Source organism: Microbulbifer sp. ABF4_148 (genome assembly GCF_056158985.1).
The window spans coordinates 749802-770057 of record NZ_JBSWUI010000001.1; the positions used below are offsets into that span (position 1 = coordinate 749802).

General features: G+C 59.4%; 20 protein-coding genes. 5 read left to right on the forward strand and 15 right to left on the reverse strand.

The genetic code is table 11. From position 1 onward, the window contains the following. Nucleotides 1–17: 17 nt before the first annotated feature. The 9 genes from ACXAD0_RS03235 to rpmE all read right to left on the reverse strand — a co-directional run bounded on the left by ACXAD0_RS03235 (nt 18) and on the right by rpmE (nt 6948). Complete coding sequence (locus ACXAD0_RS03235) at nt 18–713, reverse strand: LrgB family protein (RefSeq protein ID WP_475086909.1); 696 nt, start codon at nt 711–713, stop codon at nt 18–20. Then, entirely contained in the window at nt 710–1111 is a 402-nt protein-coding gene (locus ACXAD0_RS03240) for a CidA/LrgA family protein (protein WP_475086910.1), read from the reverse strand. The genes ACXAD0_RS03235 and ACXAD0_RS03240 overlap by 4 nt, the downstream gene beginning before the upstream one ends. A gap of 6 nt (nt 1112–1117) precedes the next feature. Next, the gene (locus tag ACXAD0_RS03245; protein WP_475086911.1) at nt 1118–1609 is read right to left on the reverse strand and encodes a disulfide bond formation protein B; all 492 of its coding nucleotides are present in this window, start codon (nt 1607–1609) and stop codon (nt 1118–1120) included. Nucleotides 1610–1641: 32 nt separating this feature from the next. After that, a complete protein-coding gene (locus ACXAD0_RS03250; protein ID WP_475086912.1) occupies nt 1642–2235 on the reverse strand; it encodes an acyl carrier protein phosphodiesterase in 594 nt (197 codons plus the stop codon). A gap of 22 nt (nt 2236–2257) precedes the next feature. After that, complete coding sequence (gene gshA, locus ACXAD0_RS03255) at nt 2258–3874, reverse strand: glutamate--cysteine ligase (RefSeq protein ID WP_475086913.1); 1617 nt, start codon at nt 3872–3874, stop codon at nt 2258–2260. 86 nt (nt 3875–3960) lie between these two features. Continuing rightward, nucleotides 3961–4401, reverse strand: a complete 441-nt coding sequence (locus tag ACXAD0_RS03260; protein ID WP_475086914.1) for a hypothetical protein — start codon at nt 4399–4401, stop codon at nt 3961–3963. A gap of 138 nt (nt 4402–4539) precedes the next feature. Then, entirely contained in the window at nt 4540–5793 is a 1254-nt protein-coding gene (locus ACXAD0_RS03265) for a malic enzyme-like NAD(P)-binding protein (protein ID WP_475086915.1), read from the reverse strand. A 121-nt stretch (nt 5794–5914) separates the two neighbouring features. Continuing rightward, complete coding sequence (locus ACXAD0_RS03270; RefSeq protein ID WP_475086916.1) at nt 5915–6715, reverse strand: thermonuclease family protein; 801 nt, start codon at nt 6713–6715, stop codon at nt 5915–5917. 20 nt (nt 6716–6735) lie between these two features. Then, nucleotides 6736–6948, reverse strand: coding sequence for a 50S ribosomal protein L31 (rpmE, locus tag ACXAD0_RS03275; protein ID WP_475086917.1), 213 nt, complete (start codon nt 6946–6948; stop codon nt 6736–6738). A 592-nt stretch (nt 6949–7540) separates the two neighbouring features. On the opposite strand from rpmE, the gene ACXAD0_RS03280 reads away from it, so the two are divergent. After that, complete coding sequence (locus tag ACXAD0_RS03280; RefSeq protein ID WP_475086918.1) at nt 7541–10453, forward strand: M9 family metallopeptidase; 2913 nt, start codon at nt 7541–7543, stop codon at nt 10451–10453. 90 nt (nt 10454–10543) lie between these two features. On the opposite strand, the gene ACXAD0_RS03285 is transcribed toward ACXAD0_RS03280, so the two are convergent. Together ACXAD0_RS03285 and ACXAD0_RS03290 are read right to left on the reverse strand one after the other, a co-directional pair. Then, nucleotides 10544–10840, reverse strand: a complete 297-nt coding sequence (locus ACXAD0_RS03285; protein ID WP_475086919.1) for a winged helix-turn-helix domain-containing protein — start codon at nt 10838–10840, stop codon at nt 10544–10546. Continuing rightward, entirely contained in the window at nt 10837–11409 is a 573-nt protein-coding gene (locus tag ACXAD0_RS03290) for a hypothetical protein (RefSeq protein WP_475086920.1), read from the reverse strand. The genes ACXAD0_RS03285 and ACXAD0_RS03290 overlap by 4 nt, the downstream gene beginning before the upstream one ends. A 220-nt stretch (nt 11410–11629) precedes the next feature. Here ACXAD0_RS03290 and ACXAD0_RS03295 point away from each other — a divergent pair, with 220 nt between their 5' ends. Continuing rightward, nucleotides 11630–12958 carry an MFS transporter gene (locus tag ACXAD0_RS03295; protein ID WP_475086921.1) on the forward strand — a complete coding sequence of 443 codons (1329 nt, stop codon included), beginning with the start codon at nt 11630–11632 and terminating at the stop codon, nt 12956–12958. Continuing rightward, a complete protein-coding gene (locus ACXAD0_RS03300; protein ID WP_475086922.1) occupies nt 12955–14031 on the forward strand; it encodes a M24 family metallopeptidase in 1077 nt (358 codons plus the stop codon). The genes ACXAD0_RS03295 and ACXAD0_RS03300 overlap by 4 nt, the downstream gene beginning before the upstream one ends. A gap of 56 nt (nt 14032–14087) precedes the next feature. On the opposite strand, the gene ACXAD0_RS03305 is transcribed toward ACXAD0_RS03300, so the two are convergent. Genes ACXAD0_RS03305 through pepQ form a run of 3 tightly spaced genes read right to left on the reverse strand, consistent with a single transcriptional unit; the run spans nt 14088 to nt 17199 of the window. Beyond that, nucleotides 14088–14492: a GFA family protein gene (locus tag ACXAD0_RS03305; protein WP_475086923.1), complete on the reverse strand. Its 405-nt coding sequence runs from the start codon at nt 14490–14492 to the stop codon at nt 14088–14090. Between the two features lie 46 nt (nt 14493–14538). Next, nucleotides 14539–15801, reverse strand: coding sequence for an NAD(P)/FAD-dependent oxidoreductase (locus tag ACXAD0_RS03310; protein ID WP_475086924.1), 1263 nt, complete (start codon nt 15799–15801; stop codon nt 14539–14541). A gap of 60 nt (nt 15802–15861) precedes the next feature. Continuing rightward, nucleotides 15862–17199 carry a Xaa-Pro dipeptidase gene (gene pepQ, locus ACXAD0_RS03315; protein WP_475086925.1) on the reverse strand — a complete coding sequence of 446 codons (1338 nt, stop codon included), beginning with the start codon at nt 17197–17199 and terminating at the stop codon, nt 15862–15864. A gap of 195 nt (nt 17200–17394) precedes the next feature. On the opposite strand from pepQ, the gene ACXAD0_RS03320 reads away from it, so the two are divergent. Further along, a complete protein-coding gene (locus tag ACXAD0_RS03320; RefSeq protein WP_475086926.1) occupies nt 17395–18306 on the forward strand; it encodes a dihydrodipicolinate synthase family protein in 912 nt (303 codons plus the stop codon). Between the two features lie 69 nt (nt 18307–18375). Further along, nucleotides 18376–19323, forward strand: coding sequence for a 4-hydroxyproline epimerase (locus tag ACXAD0_RS03325; RefSeq protein WP_475086927.1), 948 nt, complete (start codon nt 18376–18378; stop codon nt 19321–19323). 6 nt (nt 19324–19329) lie between these two features. On the opposite strand, the gene ACXAD0_RS03330 is transcribed toward ACXAD0_RS03325, so the two are convergent. Next, the gene (locus ACXAD0_RS03330) at nt 19330–20199 is read right to left on the reverse strand and encodes a GntR family transcriptional regulator (RefSeq protein WP_475086928.1); all 870 of its coding nucleotides are present in this window, start codon (nt 20197–20199) and stop codon (nt 19330–19332) included. Nucleotides 20200–20256: the final 57 nt, after the last annotated feature.

The following is a 20256-nucleotide window of genomic DNA, read 5'->3' on the forward strand; positions in this document are numbered from 1 at the left end:
CCGTCTGGGGGCGGTATTCAGCCGCCGGTCAGCAGAGGCAGCGCGAGTGCGGTCACGGCACCGCAAAGTCCCATTGCGAGTCCCGCAAAGGCCCCGCACAGCGTGCTGATTTCCAGTGCCCGCGCCGTGCCAATGGCATGCGCATTGATGCCCAGTACAAACCCGATAATGCGCTCATCTCCGGCGCCGATTCGCTGCAGCAGTGGTGGCCCGAGCAGCGCCCCGACAACGCCACTGATCATCACGGCACCAATGGTCAGTGATTCTGCGGCGCCTACCTGCTGTGCCACGGCCATCGCTACCGGCGTGGTCACGGACCTGCCGGTGAGCGCCAGCATGATCGGTTCGCCCGCACCAAGCAGCAGCGCCAGCAGGACAGCGACCAGCGGCGCGATCAGCGCGCCCACGACCACAGTGACGGTCAGGGGCACAGCTGCCTGGCGCACCACGGCCAGGTTTTGTCGCAACGGGATAGCCAGTGCCACCACTGCCGGGCCCAGCAATGCATAGTGCAATGCGCTGCCCTGGCGATATTCCTCGTAGGGAATGCCCAGCGCGATGAGTGTGACCGCCACCAGGGCGCTGGCACCGACGATCGGATGCAGCAGCGGGGTGCGTGCACGGCGATAAAGCCATACCCCGAACAGAAACGCGCAGACATTCAGCGGCAGTACAAAGACAGGGCTGGATAGCGCCAGCGCGATATCACTCATTGACCATCTCGCCGCTTGTCTGACCGGGCGAGCAGCGCGCGCATCAACAGTCCGCACACTGCGACGGAGATGAGCGTGCCGACGACAGCGGCAGCGATCAGGCCGAACCAGTCAGCGGCCGACAGGTCGCGTAGAAAATAGATACCGGTGGCGGCGGGCAGGAAGACCAGAACCAGAATGCGCAACAACGCGCTACTCACTTCCGCCAACCCGTTGGGCACGTGGCCCAGCAGCATCAGGCCAAACAGCAGGATTAACATTCCGATCACGGCGCCGGGTACGGCGATTCCCAGTTGCTGCTGCAACCAGCTGCCAGCAAAACTGAAAATCACCAGCGCCAGTGCGCCCAGGGCCCTTGCGCCCCAGCGTTGAAGAGAAGCCGGCTTGTGACTCAACAATCTAGATCAGCCGCGGCGAAATGCCTGCCAGATACCCAGCACAATCAGGCCCACAAAGCCGACGGCGGCCCAGCCGGGAATGCTCAGCCCGAGGAAAGTCCAGGCGACTTCTGCGCAATTGCCATCACCGGTGAGCAGGCCCTTGATGACGTCCCCCATCGGGAAGGCGTCGAGCATGTAGGTAATGCCCGGGCCACATGCCGGCACCTGATCTTCGGGCAGGCTTTGCAGCCACAACTGGCGCCCGGAAAAATACAGGCCGCCCAGGGCCCAAAGGGCAACCAGCAAGCCGTAGATGCGGCGGCCAGTCGAACCGGGGTTATGCAGGAAAGCGATCAGCGATACCAGCCCGGCCCCAAGGAACATGATCCGCTGGGTGATACACAGCAGGCAGGGCTCCAGACCCTCGACATACTCGAGGTAGAAAGCGGCACACAACATAAATGCGACGCCGAGGAACACCACCAGAAAAATGGTGCGGGGATTGGGCAAAGTCATCAGATACTATTTTCCAGTTTCAGTCTTATTGTTTACGGCTGGTCGAACTGCCGGCGAAATTCGCTCGCCCGTCGACTCAGCTCAAGAAACAGCGCATCGAACAGGGGCACCAGCTTTTCATCCGCGGCGACCAGCGCGGGCATGGTCTCCTCGAGGCTGACCGGGCGGCGCAGCCGCTGCCCGACTCGAGCCAGGCTGCGCTCAATCACGGCGAGCTCAGTGTAACCCTGCAGGAGTCTATATTGCTCTGCACGTGCCATGAAGCGCTGTGCGTTGGGCGGGATGTGATCGCGACGCTGGCGAAAATCCTCCCAGCATTGGTCGCAAAATTGGCCCAATGGTTCCCCGCTCCAGCGACTCCAGTTTTTACTGAGTAAGTGGTCAAACCAGATATCCAGGGCAATACCGCCGTAACGGCGCCATTCGGGACCCAGTTCGGCAAGTGCTGCACGATAGGCGGGGTGTTGATCGACGACCGCATCAATTTTCCGATGCAGCCGGATACCGGCCTCGATGGCCTCGGGACGCTCACCTTTCAGCGGGCCTTTGACAAAATCGCCTAGAAGCCCGCCCAGTCGCCAGTCTGGTTCGGGCCCGGAGAGTAGCAGGTGGGCGAGGTAGTTCACCGTTGGTGTCGCTCAGGCCGCCCTACTGCTGGCAGAACGTGTACTGGGCATAGTACTGGCCGAGGAAATCCTCAAACGAGCCGGTGTCAGACTGCTCCACCTCTCGCTGCCGCTCCAGCGATGTGGCTGCGGCCTGGTCGAACAGCGACTGCTCTTCGCGATCGAGCGGCCGCTCGATAAAGTAGCGGCGATGTTCCTCTGCCTTGTCCGCTGCCCACTCGTAAAAATTCTGCCCGCGGGCCTGCATCTCGTGAAGGATTTGCGCCGCCGGGGTAGCCGCTTTGCCGCGCACTTTATTGCGCTGCTGTTCCAGCGCCTCTGCGTAGTCGGTGCTGTCCCAGGCGCTATCCAGTAAGCCTGCCATGTCCGCGATCCCGTCGAGCAGTTCCTCCGCCCATTCGGTCAGCGGTCGCTCGGCACCGTTGCATTCCAGTGTCAGGCCCGGCTCGCGGCCGCGGTACACAATGCGCGACTGGTTTTCCTGGGTTGCACGGTAATCGAGTTCATCGGTTTTCGGACTGTCGCTCAACAGGCAATGCAGCAGGAAACTGTCGAGAAAACGCATTTGTGCGGCATCGATACCCATCGGTTCGAACGGGTTCAGGTCGAGACAGCGCACCTCGATGTACTCGACCCCGCGATGATCCAGTGCCGACAGTGCGGTTTCCCCCATGCGCGCCGGATTCTTTGGTCGAATCGGCGAATAGAACTCGTTTTCGATTTGCAGCAGGCCGGTGGACAGTTGCTGGTATTCACCATCGGTGTCCTGCACACCCAGCGAGTGATAGTCGGCATAGGGCCGGGAGATGGCGGCACACAGGGTGGCCAGGTAGCTCTGCAGATCGTTGTAGCAGACGATCAGGGATTGCTGCGCAGCACTGTTGTAGCCGAGGTCTCCCATGCGCAGGGAAGTCGCGTTGGGCGCGTGCAGGCTGTGTTCATCGCCTTCTACCGGCACCAACTTGTGTTCGCGTCCGTCAACAAACGACGCACACACCGCTGGCGCCGCGCCGAACAGGTAGATCAGCAGCCAGTAGTAGCGGCGGAAGTTCCGGATCAGGTCGAAGTAGCGGCGGGTTTTGAAACTGCTCAGCGTCTCGCTACTTTCCTCTTTTTCGTGCAGCCATTGCCAGAAGGTGTCTGGCAGGGAGAAGTTGTAGTGAATGCCGGCGATGGTCTGCATGGTGCGGCCATAGCGCAACCCCAGACCCAGCCGGTAAATCGTCTTCATGGTGCCGCTGTGGGAGCTGCCGTAGCGGGCCACCGGAATGTCTTCATCGGCGCCGAGTCGGCACGGCATGCTGTTTACCCACAGGCGCTCTTCGCCAATCTGGCTATAGGTGAACCGGTGAATGCGTTCGAGGGTTTCCAGCGCCTCTTCCGGTGAGGCACAGGGCGGGGTGATGAATTCCAGCAGGGCTTCGGAGAAGTCTGTGGTGATGTATTCATGGGTTAGCGCCGAACCCAGCTTTTGCGGGTGGCCGGTGAGCGCGAGGGTGCCATCTGGGGCCACACGCAGGCTCTCTTTCTCGATCCCGCGGCGAATGCCCTTGAGCAGTGCATGCTGAGAGGGCTCGGCCAGACTGGCCAGGTAGGGATTGGGCACGCGAATCTCCTTGGTGCGCCGACGGCAAAACATAGTCTGGCGAATATGGGGTCTCTGAGCGGGGAACTCAAGCCGCCATGCCAACGGTGGCTAGGGGCGGCTCATCTGCCCGGATGCCCTCAGGCGGCGGACCCGGACAGGCTGTTATCCTCGCCCGGGCTCTCTGAGCTGGGGTTCTGGTCGCCCGGTTGGCCGGGGATGATCTCCGGCGCCACATCCGGAGCGACTTCCGGTGCAGTTTCAGGGTTGGCTTCGGGGGCGGGCTCCGGGCTTACCTCGGGTGCAGATTCTCCCGGCAGTTCTTCCGGCGCGCCGGGTTCGATCTCCGGGTCGCCCAGTGCATCTTCGGGAATGCCCGGGTGCCCTTTGCCGACCAGCTCGCATTCGAGCAGTTCGATGCGCAGGCTAACGTCGCGTGTGTTGGCCTCGAACATTTGGTTGATGGCGACATCCTTGTGTTCGCTGCGGAACAACTTGTTGGCCTCGCGGCCATCAATCCACTCGTTGCTTTTGCTCAGGAACTTTTTGTGCTGGTTAGTCAGCACGTAGACGTGACTCATGCGGAAGAACAACTCTGCGTCGGTATCAGAGGGCCAGTGTAGCGAGGCTGCAGGAAGGGTCAAGGTCGGGACTGGCAACCGGCGCCAGCCCCTTCCGTTGTGCGACCAGCCGACGTCTGGCCGGCTGTGCCCGGTGACTCAGAGCGGTGCCAGTGGATAGTCCTCCGGGTAGGGCAGACGGGCCGCACCGCTGTCTACCGCAGCCCGTGCCACCGCACCAGCTACCTCCGGCAGCAGTCGCGGATCGGTGGGCTTCGGCAGGATGTAGTCCTTGCCGAATTCCAGCTCGATACCGCCATAGCCCGCGCGTACCTCGTCGGGCACCGGCAGGTGGGCGATCTTGCGAATGGCCTCGATCGCCGCGAGCTTCATTTCCTCATTGATGCGCACCGCGCGCACGTCCAGTGCGCCGCGGAAGATAAACGGGAAGCACAGTACGTTATTGACCTGGTTGGGGTAGTCAGATCGTCCTGTGGCCATAATCAGGTCATCGCGCGTGCTGTGGGCCAGTTCCGGGGCAATCTCCGGGTTGGGGTTGGAGCAGGCGAATACCACCGGGCGCGGCGCCATCATCGCCAGCTGCTCAGCCGACAGCAAATCCGGGCCGGATACGCCGAGGAAAACATCAGCGCCGTCGATGGCATCGTCCAGGGTGCGCATTTCCGTATCCCGCGCCCATTCACCCTTGTAGGCGTTAATGTCGGTGCGCCCGGCATGGATCACGCCGCGGCTGTCGAGCATGGTGATCTGTTCCTTGCGCGCACCCGCAGCGAGCAGCAGTTTGCAGCAGGCGGTGGCCGCGGCACCGGCACCGAGGCACACGATACGCACGTCCTCGATGCGCTTGTCCTGGATATCCAGCGCGTTCAGCATCGCCGCCACAGTCACAATCGCGGTACCGTGCTGATCGTCGTGGAAGACCGGCACCAGGCAGCGATTGATCAGGGCATCCTCGATCTGGAAGCACTCCGGTGCCTTGATGTCCTCCAGGTTGATACCACCAAAGGTATTGGCAATGGCGCTCACGGTCTGGATAAATTCTTCCGGGCCGGCAGCGTCTACCTCGATGTCGACGGAATTGATGCCGGCAAAGCGTTTGAACAGCAGGGACTTGCCTTCCATGACCGGCTTGGACGCCAGCGGGCCCAGATTGCCGAGGCCCAGGATGGCGCTGCCATTGGAAATAACCGCTACCAGGTTGCCCTTGCCGGTATAGCGGTAGGCCGCCTCCGGATCTTTGGCGATTTCGCGCACGGGCTCCGCCACACCGGGGCTGTACGCCAGTGACAGGTCCTCCTGCGTCTGGGCAGGGGTTGTGAGTTCCACCGAGAGTTTCCCGGGGCTTGGCAGGGCGTGGTAGTCCAACGCCGCCTGGCGCAATGCGTCTGTCATTCCATTCTCGCAAACACTCGTTGAGGCCGCTGGCAGGTGCCACTCGGGCCGATATTGGTTGGGGCGCGAAGGATAACCGACAGGCGCTGATAGCCACAAGGTGCGTAAGGATTAGCGAGAGTTATTTTGTACTAATTTCAAGAATGGATGGGGAGTCCACAGCAATAAAAAAACGCTTATGGCGTGGAAATCGAGATGAGTATTTCGCTCCGCGGTCCACCAGCCATCCCTTTACTTCTATTTCGGCCCCTTTCCAATAGCGCCGCCGGAAGTGGCCATAATCCCCGCCTGGACCGAGTCGCAGGGCGACCGGGCCATCGAGTTCGAGCCACAGGAACCGGTTGCGGTCGACCTTGCGTACCGTACCGCGCAACAGCACGAAGCCCGCATCCCCCGGTTGTACATCGGCCGCCATGGTCACCGGCCAGATCCCCGGTGCCCAAACGCCACGGCCGCGGCGTCGGGCCTCGTATTCGCGGCTCGACAGGCATTCGGCCAGTTTGAGATTGGGGGCGACGGCGATGTGGAAGGCGAGTCCGGCTGACAACAGCGCGGACTCGAGACTATCACCACGATGGTTATAGACATGGGCCAGCACGCGCCCGAAGCGGTCGCGACGATCACGGTCGTACACCAGCTCCACGTCGCCGCCGGCGAGGAAGCGCTCGGTGAATTCCTTGGCGCGGCGGGCCAGTGGTTCGGCGGGACGCCCGTCGCGGGCCATCTCCGGTGTATTGACGCCGATCAGGCGCACCCGGCGGCCATCCCTCAGTAGCAGGCTGTCACCGTCCTGTACCCGTTTGAGTGCCACGACTTCGTCGGCGGCGCCCAGCACGCAATCGGCATGGGATTCGACGCCAAACAGCAGGGCACAAAAAAAGGCACCGAGGAGACTCCAGGGTGCCTTTTTGACCGCTTTCATGGGCGGTGCGCTGCGCCGGCTTACTTGCCGATGCGGCTGCCGAAACGCTTCTTGAAGCGGTCGACGCGTCCACCAGTGGTCGCTTGCTTCTGCTTGCCGGTGTAGAACGGGTGGCACTGGGAGCAAACGTCCAGGCTCAGGTCCTTGCCCAGGGTGGAGCGGGTCTGGATAACGTTACCGCAGGAACAGGTTGCAGTGACGTCGACGTAATTCGGATGGATATCAGCTTTCATGATGGCCTCGTTTCGAAACTGCCACTTGGTCATCGCCAAGCACAGAGTCGTCTTTGGTTTAGGCTGGCCCGACAGGGCCGGTTAAAAAGTCGGCGCATACTACCAAAACCCACCGGGAACGCAAGCGATTATGGGCCTGCCGCTGCTTAATCAGTATGGACAATGGCGGCGCGTCCGGGCGGTCGATGGGCCTCCCGGGGCAGGGTTTCGGTGGCACGCGTCCAGAGACTGCCTGGTCGACATTGATTTGCCGATAGACCCGGCGTCCTGTCTCCCTGGCCATCAATGTGCCTGGTTAGGCTGCCGGCCGGGCAGTATGGCCAGTGTCGAGGTTGTAGGTCTAAGTCGCACCCCGCTTCTCCCCTGAATGGCGCAAAAAGGTACGCAGATGGCGGTTAGGCGCCTGCGAATACAGGAATCTGTGATGCAGGTCCTCTGATAAATATTTTATTGCACTCAAAAATATTTATATTGCATGCAATGCAAGAACGTGGAGGTTGGCCAGTCGCTTCTTGCCGGGTCGCGCCCCCGGCTGCTGTGTCTGCGGGGTAGCGGATTCCACTTTACCTAGCTCCACATTCAGAGACCAATAATGAAAAACCAACATAAGCCAATCCTTGTGGCTGCCGCGGCGCTGCTATTCAGCTGCTTGTCGCTGGCGGCCTCCGCCGAGGGGCCGATTGCTGTACAGCGCCCGGATTCCACACCGCAATTGATACAGGCTCCGGTCGAGCCCAAGTACGATGCGTTGCAGGAAATCCAAACCGCCCAGCCGATGCAGGCGCTGGCAACGCCAATGTCCACCACCTGTGATGTCAGTGGGTACGCGAATTATTCCGGTCAGGCGCTGGTCGATCATATCCTGCAGTCGCCCGGTAGCTGTATCAATGACCTCTACGATGGCAACGCCACCAGCTTTGCTGCTTTTCAGAACGCCAAAATGGTGAGTGTTGCCAATGCAGCGCAGCAGATGGCATCGACTTATCTTGCAGCCGATGGCGACAGCAGTATTAACAATCTGTTTTATTTTCTGCGCACTGGCTACTACATCGAATACTACTACCCGAATGACGTGGGCCCGTTTGCCGGTGAGGTGCAAAATGCGGTGGTTGCTGCACTGGATGCGTTTGTCGGCAATGCCGACTTTTACGCAAACTCGGACAGTCACGGCAGTGCGATCCAGGATGCCATTGTATTAATGGACAGTGCCGAGGAGCAGGCGCGGTACCTGCCGGTGATTCGAGAATGGCTAAGTCGCTGGGACGCGAGCTACGCCGCTTCATTCAATATGCGCAGCTCGGTCAATGGCATTTTTACCGTGCTGTTTCGCGGGCACTACCAGCAGGATTTTGTCGATGCCGCCAGCAGCGACTATGACCTGATCTACCGGCTTGGTGCATTCGCACGATCTGACTGGATGCTTGCCGGTGATGCATTGTTTATGCAGGAAAATGCTGCCCGTGAGTTGGCGCGTTTTCTCCAGTACAGCAACGCGCCGGTTCACTCAGTGGTCAAGAGCGAAGTACAGGCGATACTCGACCGCTATAGCGTCAATGGTACCGGGGCAAGTGTCTGGTTGATTGCTGCCAATGGTGTCGACTACTACGGTGATTGTGCCGACTTTGGTATCTGTGGCTGGTCCGATGGGCTCGAAGACCAGGTGCTGGTGAACAACCATACCTGTAGTGCCAGCCTGAAAATCCGCGCGCAGGATATGACCAATACGCAGATGGTGCAGTCCTGTGACGACCTGTCTGCCCAGGAGGTATATTTCCATCAGCGCCTCGGTACCAACTTCAATCCGGTCGCCGACGATTTCAACGAAGACCTGGAAGTGGTGGTGTTCGATGACTGGGATAACTACAACACATACGCCTCAATTTTTTACGGTATTGATACCAACAATGGCGGTATGTACTTGGAGGGTAACCCGGCAGACCCGGCTAACCAGGCACGCTTTATTGCGCACGAGGCCGACTGGTTGCGCCCGGAATTTCATGTGTGGAACCTCACCCATGAATACGTGCACTACCTGGATGGCCGTTACAACCTGAAAGGTGACTTCGGCGATGCGCGGACCGGTAGCCACAAGACGGTCTGGTGGATCGAGGGGCTCGCCGAATATATTTCCCTGAAAGACGACAACGATGCGGCCATTACGCTGGCCCGTACGCAGTCGTTGAACCTGAGCGAAGTGTTCGCCAATACCTACAGTAGCGGGCAGGATCGGGTGTATCGCTGGGGCTACCTGGCCGTGCGGTTTATGTTTGAGCGTCGCAACAGTGACGTACAGCAAATCCTGGCGCTGTTGCGCGCGGGCGATTACGACGCTTACCTGAATTACCTCAATAATATCGGCACCAGCTACGATACCGAATGGCGCAACTGGTTGCTGACCGTCGAGAGCACGGTCGACGGTGGTGGGGACAACGGCGGCGGAGACAATGGTGGGGGTGACAACGGCGGGGGAGATAATGGCGGTGGTACCGATCCCGTTGTGCTGGAAAATGGTGTCCCTGCCTCTGGCCTGAGTGTCGCTGCTGACGGTGATGCGCTGGAATTCACTTTCGAAGTGCCTCAGGGCGCGAGCAATCTGGCGGTTTCCCTCAGTGGCGGCAGTGGTGATGCCGACCTGTACCTGCGCTACGGTGCCGCGCCAACGGACTCTACCTACGATTGTCGTCCCTATCAGACGGGCAACAGCGAGAGCTGCAATATTGCTGCGCCGCAGGAGGGGACCTGGTATGTCCGCGTAGTGGCCTACAATGCCTATGCCGATGTCAGTTTGTCGATGAGTTTCGATACGGATGGTGGCGGTACCGATCCCGGCGACAATACCTTAACCAATGGTGTTGCGGTTACCGGTGTGGCCGTTACGACTGAAGGTGATGACGTCATTTACACACTGGCGGTACCGGCGGGCGCTACTGACCTGAATGTCGCGATTAGCGGCGGTAGTGGGGATGCAGACTTATACGTGAAGCATGGCAGTGCCCCAACGGACAGTGATTATGACTGTCGTCCTTACGTGGGTGGCAACAGTGAAAGCTGTAGCGTCCCCGCGCCGCAGGCGGGCACCTGGTATGTGCGTTTGAAAGCCTACAATGCCTTCAGCGATGTGACCCTGACCGCGAGCTTTACCGAAAATACGGGTAGTGGCAGCGTGCCCGATGCCTGTGCCAGCAGTAGTCCACTCGACTATGGTGAGGTCACAGTGGATACGCCGACTTGTATCGCTGCATCTGACAGTATCGTGTACACCTATGTGTACGTGCCCGCGGGCACCCAGAGCCTGCAGGTCCAAACGGGCAATGGCAGCGGCAACGCCGAGCTGTATGTCAACGATGCGAACTGGGCGACCGCCAGCGACTATGACCAGGTCTCTGCGAACGCAGGCAATAGTGAATCGATCTCGGTGAACAATCCCAGTTCCGGTTGGTACTACATCAGCCTGGTGGGCAATCCTGATTTCAGCGGCACCAGTTTGCTGGTTAACCTGCAGTAAGCGATTTTACCCAATGCGGTTGTAGTGCATTAGCCCCACCACTCGGTGGGGCTTTTTTGTGGGCGGTCTTGGCCTGACTCCCGTACACGTTCAATCAGTGCCATCGATGAGTGCGCGCAGACCGGCGAGGTGGTTGTCCAGCGCCCCGCGTCCTGTGCTGGTCAGGCGATACCAGGTGACTGGCTTGCGACCGACGAAGTCGCGCTTCAGATCGACATAGCCACTGTCCTCCAGTTTGCGTAACTGCGCGCCGAGGTTGCCGTCGGTCACTTCCAGCTGTTCCTTGAAGCGGGAAAAGCTGATTTCGCCATCGCGGGCCAGCAGCACGCAGATGCCCAGCCTCACCCGATGTTCGAACAGAGGATCCAGTGCGTTGAGTGCTTTCACGCTGCCTCCCGTCGCTCCGCGCGCAGTTGTGCAATGCCGGCAATGGCGAGCGATATTCCGGTGATCAGTCCGGTCAGGGTCCAGGCGTAGGGCGGCGTCAGCAATTGCATCACGGCGTAACCGCCGAGCATCACGATGCCGCTGGCCAACATGGGCTTTTCCAGATGCACGCCAGCGAGGCTATAGGCGAGCCCTGTTACCAGCAGAAAATTGGTGGCCCCGATTGCCGCTGGCATCCGTCCGGTCACCAGCGGCAAGAAACACAGCAACAGGGCAATGCCGGTCACCAGCCAGTGGGCGCCATAGCGGCGACCGAGGGGACTGTTGTTGATGCCCTGCCGGCGTGTGCGCCGCTCGGCAAACCACCAGCTGAACAGACCGCCACCGATGCCGGCGCAGAGCCAGTACAGGCCGGCTGCAGCGGGGGCGAAATCCGGCAGGCTGAAGCCGATGGCGATCAGAATCGCCCATAAAAAATATAACTGCGGGATGCCGTTGCCCGCGCTGTCGCCGCGCACGGCGTTACTGACAAAATCCAGGTCCTGCTTGATCTGTTCCACATCGGTCATGATCGTTCCTTCGAATAGATGGGGTATCCATAAATAGAGTACTCTAAAAAATAGAGTTGAAAAGTCCATGGTGCGTTTGCGCGTGTGATTTGGCGCCAGTTTTTGGTCTCTGATCGATTTTTTAGTGCGACGAGGATTGTGGATCGATTTGTTTAATATTGTACGCAAAGTAATATTGCGGTAGTTTGCACCGATAAGAAAAACGCTGAGGCCGAATAAGATGACGACGAGTGTCGCACTGCCAGAAGAAATTCCCGGTGATACCCGCAGTGCGTTTGGGCGCACCTTTTATGTGGCCAATGCCATGGAAATTTTTGAGCGGCTGGCCTGGTACGGGTTTTTCACGCTGTCTTCCCTCTATTTCACCTTGCCACTGGCGGAGGGCGGGCTTGGATACAGTGAACAACAGCGGGGCCTGTTACAGGGCATCGTGCCATTTCTGCTGTATCTGCTACCGGTTTTTACCGGTGCACTGGGGGACCGCTTTGGCTACCGGCGCATGTTCTTTATTGCTTTCCTGATCATGACGCCGGCGTATTACCTGCTGGGGCAGGTTAAATCCTTCTGGCCATTTTTCGGTGTGTTTATCGCTGTGGCGGTGGGGGCGGCGATCTTCAAGCCATTGGTCGTGGGTACCGTCAGCCGCACGACCGATGACAGTAACCGCGGCCTTGGCTTCGGTATTTTCTACACCATGGTCAATATTGGCGGGTTCCTCGGCCCGGTCATTGCCGGTGTTGTACGCGCCGTGAGCTGGGATCTGGTCTTCGCCATGGCGGCGGCATGGATTGCAGTAAATTTCTTTTTGTTACTGGGCTTCCGCGAGCCGGTGCAAAAAACGGTCGGGACCAAACCCAATATTGCCCGCGAAATTGTACAGGTACTGAGTAATGGCCCGTTCGTTGTCTACCTGTTGTTAATGGCGGGGTTCTGGGCCATGTACAACCAGCTGTTTATCACCCTGCCCCTGTATATTCGCGATTTTGTCGATACCCGCCCCCTGGCGGACTGGTTGCAGGTGCATTGGCCCGTCATTGGCAATGCGGTAACCGGCAGTAATGGCCAGATAGGCCCGGAATTTATTACGGCGTTCAACTTCGGCAGCATCCTGCTGTTTCAAATTCTGGTCAGCCGGACCATTTTGCGGCTGCCGATTGTGCCGGTGCTGGTGGTGGGTACCCTGCTGATCAGTAGCAGTTTCCTGCTGACCGGTTTTCTTGCGGTCTGGGGTGCCCTGGGAATGATTGCGGCAGTGGTGTTGTTCTCCATCGGCGAAATGGTGGCGTCCCCCAAGAGCCAGGAATATATCGCTGCGGTCATGCCGAAAGCGCAAGCTGCGCTGTATATGGGTTACTACTTTCTGTCGATGGCACTAGGCTTTTTACTCGCCGGAATCCTGTCCGGGTGGGCCTATCAGGATCTGGCAAAAGACATGGGGCGGCCGGAATGGATGTGGGGTTTGTTCGCCATGGTCGGTTTGGTGTCGGCACTGGGATTACTGTTGTTTAATCAATTTCTCGCGAAAAAAATGGAGGGCTCCCATACATGAGTGCGCTCAGCAAAATCATTCAGCGATTTGACGGTTTCGATGCGATGCTGGTTTCGGCCACCGCAAATATCCGCTATCTGAGTGGATTCAGTAGTCAGGAGAATGGGGTTGCTGCGTTACTGCTGACGCGTACCGAACGATGGTTGATTACCGACTATCGTTTTGTCGACCAGGCACAGGAAGAATGCCCGACGTTTACGGTGGTGGAACGAGATCGGGCGAAAGAGCGGCTGGGGCAGACAGTAGCGCGATTGCTGGGGGCATGCGCTGTAAAAACGCTGGCGTTCGAACAGGATCGGATTCCATTCAGCCTGTGGCAGGAGCTGGACCGTGATCTCTCTATGTTTGCATTAGTGCCGGTTACCAGGCTGGTAGAGCAAGTGCGCGAGTGTAAGACAGAGCGTGAAATTCACCAGCTGCGTCACGCTGCCCGCATCGCCGATGGCGCCTGGGATCGCCTGCTGGGCTGCCTGGCTGTGGGCATGACCGAGCGGGCGGCGGCGCAGGCACTGGAAATCGCCCTGCTCGACCTCGGCTCGGAAGGTGTCGCCTTCCCTACGATTTTGGTTTCCGGCGAGCGTAGCTGTCGTCCGCACGGCCAACCGAGCGATAAGGTGATCGAGAACGGCGATTTGGTAAAAGTGGATTTCGGTGCAGTGGTGGAAGGCTACCGATCCGACATGACGCGCACTGTGGTCATGGGGCGTGCGGACGCGCGCCAGCGAGCGGTGTACCAGACAGTGCGCGAAGCGCAGCAGCTGGGCATTGATGCGGTGCGCGCGGGCGTGCCCTGCAGCGAACCGGCGCGCGTCGTCGCCGATTTTTTACGGGCCAGTCCATTTGCCCGGTGGATGGGTGAAGGCCTGGGTCATGCCATCGGACTCGAACTGCATGAAAAACCCTACCTGGCAGAGAACAGCACGACGATCCTGCAGGAGAACCAGGTGGTGACGGTAGAGCCTGGCATTTACCAGCCCGGTTGGGGTGGCGTCAGGATTGAGGATGATGTGTTGGTGGCCGCGACGGGTGCAGAGCGACTCACGAGATCTTCTCGAGACCTGATCGAACTGTAAATCTCGCTGGTATCAGGCGTTGCCGGCGCAAACTGTCAATCAGGTGTTCCGTTCAGCTATCGATCCGCAGGATGACTGACGCCGTCATAGGTGGGAACATCTTTTAGCTTGAGCGGGTTGATACCGCTCAGGCAGGCGACGTTAAAACCATACTGCTCTGGATTCGACCGGCGTTGGTGGTGTGTATAGATACCGCAACGCCGGCAAAAATAGTGTTTGGCCGTTTGGGTATTGAACTGGTAAAGCTGGAGATGCTCCTGACCCTTACGGATATGGATGCCATTGAGTGGGACGGACGCAACAATAGCGCCTCTTCGGCGACACAGGGAACAGTCGCAGCGTCGCACATCTACCAGTCCGTCGGGTAAATTCAGTTCAATTTCAACTGCGCCGCAATGGCAGGTTGCCAGGTGGATTGCTTCAATTGGTACGCCATCTACTTCCTTGAGATTGAGGCTCATCGTTTCCCTTTTGTTTGTTCTAAGAATGCCGGCCAGCGCAGACCTGCTAAAACCGTGAAATCGACAACGGTGCAATATCGAACGCTGTTTTCCGTTGGGCGATCAGGTCCGCAATAATTTCTGCGGTAACCGCGGCCTGTGTTAACCCCAGGTGTTGGTGGCCAAACGCATAGAAGATGTTTGCATGGTGGGGATCCTGCCCAACCACCGGGAGCGAATCCGGCAGCGATGGTCGGCGGCCCATCCAGCGAATTTGTTCCCGGCTTTCGAGGTTCGGGAACAGTTCGCGGGCATGGCCCAGCAATATATCAGCGCGGCGGTAGTCCGGCGCTGCATCGAGGCTGGCCAGTTCCACGGTGCCGGCGAGTCGCAACCCGTCGTCCATGGGGGTCAGCACATAGGAGCGTTCGGCAAGGGTCGCGGGGCGATGCAATTGCACATTGGGGTCGGCGAGCATCAGGTGATAACCGCGTTCGCTTTCCAGGGGAACGCGGTGCCCCAGTTGCGCGGCGAACTGTTTGCTCCAGGCACCGGTGGCCAGCACCAAGCGGCGTACCTGCAGGCATCTGTCGGAAAGCTGTACCAAGAATTCGCCATTGTCCAGCGGGCGAATTTCACGCACTTCATCCCGCACAATGTTGCCGCCGTTATTGCCGCAGTCTTCGCTCAGGCCTTTTACCAACGCGAGTGGATCGGCAGTATGTGCGGTATCGGGATAATAGTGTGCGCCGGCAATACCCGTATTCAGCGCGGGCTCCAGCTCGGCCACTTCCGCGGCATCGAGTTCCTGTAGATTGATTCCGTAGTCGCGGAGCAGCGGGATCAGGGCGCGCTCGGCATTGCGTTTGCGCTCAGTCTGGAACAGGGTAAGCGCACCGCGTTTTTGCATCAGCGCTTGCAGGCCGGTGCGTGCCAGCAGTCGGTCATAACTTTCCAGCGAGCGGCCGTTCAGTTCCCTCAATACCCTGGTCGTATGGTTGCAGTTGTGCGGCATGGCCGCCCAGGCAAAGCGCAGCAGCCACGGCATTAATTTCGGCAGGTATTGCCAGCGCAGTGCGAGGGGGCCGAGCGGGTCCGTCATCAGGCGCGGCAGGGCCATCAGCGTGCGCCAGTTGGCCAGCGGCAGCACAATATCGGTGGCAAAATGGCCGCAGTTGCCGGAGGAGCAGCTGAGCTCCGGGCCCTCGCGATCGAGCAGCGTGACCTGATGCCCCTCGGACTGCAATTGCGACGCAATGGCAGTACCAATAATCCCGGCGCCGACCACGAGTGTGTCGACGGATTGCAAGTTGTCGGAACGGTCTGACATGTGTTTACCCCTTCCCCTCTGTTATACCGCAGGTATGGCGCGCGGCCTACTGCCAGTGCGTCAGGATGACAATTGTGCGAAGGCATCCCGACTCTGGTTTTCAATGCGGGTACCGTGGCTGTCCGCATGCACGATGACGCAGTCTTCCACCCGTACGCCGCCACAGGGGCGCAACTGTTCGAGTAACGGCCAGTTCACCAGTGCGCTGGCGGAGTCGGCCTGGAGTTCGTCCATCAGCACATCGGCGAAGTAAATACCCGGCTCTACCGTGAGCGCCATGCGTGCCTCGATATTGCGCACCATGCGCAGGAAGGGCGCTGCGGGATCGCGTTCGTAGGTCTCTCCGTTCGGATTTTTCAGGTAGCCGCCCACGTCGTGCACCTGCAAGCCGATAAAGTGCCCCAGTCCGCAGGGAAAGAATTTATTGGTGACCCCACGGGCGACCATGTCGCTCGGGTCCATACGCACCAGGTCAAACTGCTGCAGGATTTCACCGATGTAGTGGTGCGCGCGCCAGTGCAGGTCCGCAAATGGTTGGCCAATCCGAATTTCCTCGACGAGCCGCTGTTGTATCCGGTCGACTTCCCCAAGTAGTTCGCTGTAAAGCCCTGCCGTGCGTGCATGGGAGCGGGTGATATCGCTGGCATATCCGTTGAACTGCGCACCGGCATCGATGACCAGCGAGTGGACCTGGTCGGTCACCTGACGGTCGGTGCCGTGATAGTGCAGGATCGAGCTGTGTGCATTCATGGCCACAATATTGAAGTACGGCAGCTCCTGTTCCTGCACACCTGCGGCAGCCACATACGCCTGGTGAATTTCCAGTTCGCTGGCTCCTCCGTGAAAAGCCTGGCCGGCGGCAATGTGGCCCCGGGCTGCGATCCGGTTGGCTTGTGCCATGCACTGGATTTCATAGTCGGTCTTGTAGGCGCGTTGGTATTCGAGCAGCGACAACAGGTTGGTTGGATTGCAGTGACTGTTCGGCAGCGCTGGGCGGTATGCCGCAGGTTCACCGATCCAGGCACTGCGCGCCGGTGCGCGTGCCAGCCAATCCCGCAGTTGTTCCAGATCGGTGACTACCTCGATCTCGAAGTGTGCCACCCAGTCACCGGCGGGCGCTGCCGGTGGCTGGTGCCAGTAATCCTTGGGCTGGAAGTAGTACAGCCGAGGACGCGTGCCGGGGCGAATCTCCAGCACAGAACTAGGGTGACTGGTCAGGGGAAGCCAGTGCTTGAAATGTGGGTTGGCGCGGAACGGGTAGGTGTTATCGTCTCGGAAGGCGGTGAGCGGCGAGCCGGCATCTATCAATACCGCGTCAAAGCCGCAGGCGGCCAGTGCGGACTCCATTCTCTGACCCAGGATGTTGAGGTGATCGGCGTAGCGCGTGGCGGTATTCATGAATGTGCCCTCACAATGGTTGTTGGGTTGCCGGTGTCATTCCTGCCAGTTGTTCGCGAATGACGATTGGGTGTTGACAGGCTTTGGAATATTTATTTATTGTACACAATAACAAAATGATGAAAAGCGGAATGACGCGCTAAGTGAGCGTGTTAGTACGTGATGGTGAAAGAACATCTAACTGAGGACTGTGAGATGCAAGTTAACTGGCAAGGCGTATTTCCCGCCACCACCACCCAATTCCACCCGGACGAGAGCCTGAACCTGCCAGCCACCGTGGACCATCTGGAAATTCTTCTGGAGGCGGGCGTGCACGGATTCGTAATGCTCGGTACGGTTGGGGAGAACTGCTCTCTCAGCTTTAATGAAAAGATTGCGGTGCTGGAAGCCAGCGTGAAACAGGTGAATGGTCGTGTACCGGTGCTCACCGGGGTGGCCGAGTACACCACCACTCAGGCGTGTGCCTTTGCGCGGGCCGCCAAAGAGGCGGGCGTGGATGGCCTGATGGTGTTGCCGCCCATGTCCTACAAGGCAGATATGGAAGAAGTCGTTGCGCATATCCGTGCGGTGGCGGAAAGCACCGACCTGCCGGTGATGATCTATAACAATCCGGCTTGTTACGGCGTCGATGTCACCGCTGAAGCAGTGGCGGAACTGGCCAAGGTGCCGAATATTGTCGCGGTGAAAGAATCGTCCGACGATCCCCGTCGCCTGACTGATATCGCCAACCTGATCGGTGATGAACTGATCCTGTTCTGCGGTGTGGATGATCTGGCACTGGAGAGTGTCGCGCTCGGTGCGCATGGCTGGATTTCCGGACTGGTCAATGCCTTCCCGCAGGAGAACCGCCTGCTGTGGGATCTGGCGATGGCCGGTGACTATGCCCGCGCGCGGGAAGTCTATCGCTGGTACACCCCGCTGTTGCACCTGGATACCAAGCCCAAGCTGGTGCAGTACATCAAAATGGCAGTTCAGGAATGTGGCTATGGCAGTGAGCTGTGCCGCAACCCGCGCTTGCCGGTGACCGGGGAGGAGCGCGAGGAAGTTCTGCAAATGATTCGCCAGGCGATTGCTACCCGCCCGACGATCAAGCTGGAAACCGCGTAAACAAAAGGACCGCATTGCACTATCCGGCAGCCGTTGTGGCTGTCAGGATAGGTCGCCATGGAGGAGATTATGCGCACGATTGAAGTCATCGACAGCCATACCGGTGGAGAGCCGACACGGGTCATTGTCAGTGGCGGCCCGGAGCTGGGAGACGGCTCCATGGCAGAGCGGCTGGCGCGTTTTCGCGACGAGTTCGATCATCTGCGTGCGGCGATGGTGCTCGAGCCGCGGGGTTCCGATGTCTGGGTGGGTGCGCTCCTGTGTGCGCCGCAAAACCCCGATTGCGCAGCCGGAGTGATCTTCTTCAATAACGTCGGTTATCTCGGTATGTGTGGCCACGGCACCATCGGGCTCGCCGTGACCCTGGCGCGTATGGGACGCATTCAGCCGGGTAGCCACCGGCTGGAAACGCCGGTGGGGGAAGTGACGTTCACCCTGCACAACAACCACCGGGTGAGTGTGGACAACGTGCCCAGTTATCGCTGGCACTCGCAGGTGGCGGTGGATGTGCCCGGTCACGGGCAGCTGCACGGTGACGTCGCCTGGGGTGGCAACTGGTTTTTCCTGTGCAGTGACCACGGCCAGTCACTGCAACTGGAGAATGCGCCCGCCCTGACCGCGTTTGCCGAGCGCATTCGCACGGCGCTGGTGGCGGCGGGCATCACCGGAAAAGACGGGGCCGAGGTGGACCATATTGAGTTGTTTGCCGCACCGTCCGACCCCGATACCGCCGACAGCCGCAACTTCGTCCTGTGTCCCGGCAGCGCCTACGACCGCTCCCCGTGCGGGACCGGCACCAGTGCCAAGATGGCGTGCCTGTATGACGATGGCAAACTGGCCGCGGGCCAGCTGTGGCGACAGGAAAGCATTGTCGGCAGTATTTTTGAGGGGACGGTACAACCGCACGCGGACGGCGTGTTGCCGACCATTACCGGTCAGGCCTACGTCAGTGCGGAATCGAAACTGGTGCTGGAGCCGGAAGATCCCTATGCCCACGGGATTGTCAGGGAGCCGTGAGGTTGGTCAGTTGCCCTGCAGGTAGCTGATCATCCGCGTGACCGCTTCGCGCTGGTCGCGGATATGTTTCGACAGCGCCTTGCGCGCGCCCTTCCAGTCGTGTTCGATCAGGCGCTCGAGAATATCGCAGTGCTCCTGCGACATTTCCCGTTTGATGTCCTCATCATTGACCGCGTAATTGAACAGGGTGTTGAAGTAAGGGCTGTAGCGCTCGATAAACTCCTGGATATAGCGGTTACCGCAACGGCTGATCCAATAGTCGTGCATATCGAAATCGAGCTTGGCTCCCAGGCGGCCATGTTCCGGACGATTGGCCTCGAGCATTTCCCGCAGCTCATCATCATCAAAGTGCGGGCGGGCCAGATCGAGGGCACGCAGTTCGATCATCTCGCGCACGTCGAGATAATTCAGCATGTCTTCTTCATTGAACGGGCGCACACGCCAGCCGCAACGGGGGATATGTTCCAGCAAGCCGGCGCCCGCGAGTCGCGAAAACACCTGGCGAACCAGTGTGCGGCCGACACCGTACTTTTCTGCAGTGGCCTGCTCGCGCAGGTAATCCTCGTCCTGGGCGAGACTGCGGCGCACCACATCTTTGCGAATCTGTTCGTCCAGTTCCTGGGATGGGTCCGGCATGGCGGGTGCACGCCGACGGCCGCGCCGCGCCTTGCTGGGCTCGCTGGTCAGTTCCAGCCGGCCATTGTCCTTGCGGATCACCAGGCCTTCCTGCACCAGCTCCTCGATCGCACCGCGCACCGGGGTGAGGCTGACTTTGTAGTAGTCGGACATGGCACCGAGTGTGAGCTTGTACGGCAGGCTGCGACCCTCGGCCAAGGCCGAGCGGATATCATCCTCGATAAATTCGGTAATGGTCATTGCGTGCCAAATCACTCGTTACAGGTGCCGAGCGAGTATCCGCAATGTGACGCGGGG

Bases quoted from the DNA above. Each gene is read 5' to 3' on its own strand.
- ACXAD0_RS03235 (WP_475086909.1), bottom strand. From the start codon at position 713: ATGAGTGATATCGCGCTGGCGCTATCCAGCCCTGTCTTTGTACTGCCG.
- ACXAD0_RS03260 (WP_475086914.1), bottom strand. From the start codon at position 4,401: ATGAGTCACGTCTACGTGCTGACTAACCAGCACAAAAAGTTCCTGAGC.
- ACXAD0_RS03295 (WP_475086921.1), top strand. From the start codon at position 11,630: ATGACGACGAGTGTCGCACTGCCAGAAGAAATTCCCGGTGATACCCGC.
- ACXAD0_RS03270 (WP_475086916.1), bottom strand. From the start codon at position 6,715: ATGAAAGCGGTCAAAAAGGCACCCTGGAGTCTCCTCGGTGCCTTTTTT.
- ACXAD0_RS03305 (WP_475086923.1), bottom strand. From the start codon at position 14,492: ATGAGCCTCAATCTCAAGGAAGTAGATGGCGTACCAATTGAAGCAATC.
- ACXAD0_RS03300 (WP_475086922.1), top strand. From the start codon at position 12,955: ATGAGTGCGCTCAGCAAAATCATTCAGCGATTTGACGGTTTCGATGCG.
- ACXAD0_RS03245 (WP_475086911.1), bottom strand. From the start codon at position 1,609: ATGACTTTGCCCAATCCCCGCACCATTTTTCTGGTGGTGTTCCTCGGC.
- ACXAD0_RS03280 (WP_475086918.1), top strand. From the start codon at position 7,541: ATGAAAAACCAACATAAGCCAATCCTTGTGGCTGCCGCGGCGCTGCTA.
- ACXAD0_RS03290 (WP_475086920.1), bottom strand. From the start codon at position 11,409: ATGACCGATGTGGAACAGATCAAGCAGGACCTGGATTTTGTCAGTAAC.
- ACXAD0_RS03310 (WP_475086924.1), bottom strand. From the start codon at position 15,801: ATGTCAGACCGTTCCGACAACTTGCAATCCGTCGACACACTCGTGGTC.
- gshA (WP_475086913.1), bottom strand. From the start codon at position 3,874: ATGTTTTGCCGTCGGCGCACCAAGGAGATTCGCGTGCCCAATCCCTAC.
- pepQ (WP_475086925.1), bottom strand. From the start codon at position 17,199: ATGAATACCGCCACGCGCTACGCCGATCACCTCAACATCCTGGGTCAG.
- ACXAD0_RS03320 (WP_475086926.1), top strand. From the start codon at position 17,395: ATGCAAGTTAACTGGCAAGGCGTATTTCCCGCCACCACCACCCAATTC.
- ACXAD0_RS03265 (WP_475086915.1), bottom strand. From the start codon at position 5,793: ATGACAGACGCATTGCGCCAGGCGGCGTTGGACTACCACGCCCTGCCA.
- ACXAD0_RS03330 (WP_475086928.1), bottom strand. From the start codon at position 20,199: ATGACCATTACCGAATTTATCGAGGATGATATCCGCTCGGCCTTGGCC.
- ACXAD0_RS03325 (WP_475086927.1), top strand. From the start codon at position 18,376: ATGCGCACGATTGAAGTCATCGACAGCCATACCGGTGGAGAGCCGACA.
- rpmE (WP_475086917.1), bottom strand. From the start codon at position 6,948: ATGAAAGCTGATATCCATCCGAATTACGTCGACGTCACTGCAACCTGT.